1 protein-coding gene is annotated in these 673 nt (G+C 48.6%); it reads right to left on the reverse strand.

Translation table 11 applies throughout. The features are described from left to right. Positions 1-552, reverse strand: a 552-nt coding sequence (locus R7Q46_RS27490; RefSeq protein ID WP_318078321.1) for a LysE family translocator, incomplete at its 3' end; no start/stop codon positions are given. Between the last annotated feature and the right edge of the window lie 121 nt (positions 553-673).

Genomic DNA, 673 nt, shown 5'->3' on the forward strand with positions numbered 1-673 from the left:
TTGTAAACGTTGCGTTGAGAGCATCCACGCCAAGCTAGAAAACCAAACCAGAGACAAGCTGAACAGGATAACTAACGCGATGCTTTTGCCTGAGACCGACATTCCGGCTGGCACCAAGCTCGACATCAAGCTGATGAAGAAAACCAGTGCTTTGGGGTTGAGAATGTTGGTAGCAAAACCTTTGGCAAAAGCCTGACGCTTGTTGCTGATCACGAAGCTGTTTGTTTTATTTTGTTGATCCGTTTGCGGGTTTTTGATCGTAGCGATCACGCCGCGCAGGGCCCCAACACCGAGGTAAAGTAGGTAACTGCCACCTAGCAGTTGTAATACCGAATACAGCAAAGGATGTTGATGCACAAGGTAGCTCACACCAGTCAGGCTGAACAATGAGTGCAGCAAAATACCAACGGATAAGCCAAGAGCGATGTATAAGCCCGTCTGGCGACCATGACGCGTGGCATTTTGCACCACTAATGCGAAGTCGGGGCCTGGGCTCATTAAGGCAATAAAGTGAATGCTGGCCAATGTCAGCAGGATAGTGGATTCATTCATAACACATCTCAAAGATTACCAATGCAGCTATTGTGGAGGCTTGTTGTGGCATGCGCTTGTAAAAAACTGACAGCCTAAGATGAGCGTGCTGCTATCGAGTGACTTGAGACGGAGAGACGCC

It is taken from the genome of Vibrio sp. 811, assembly GCF_033339195.1.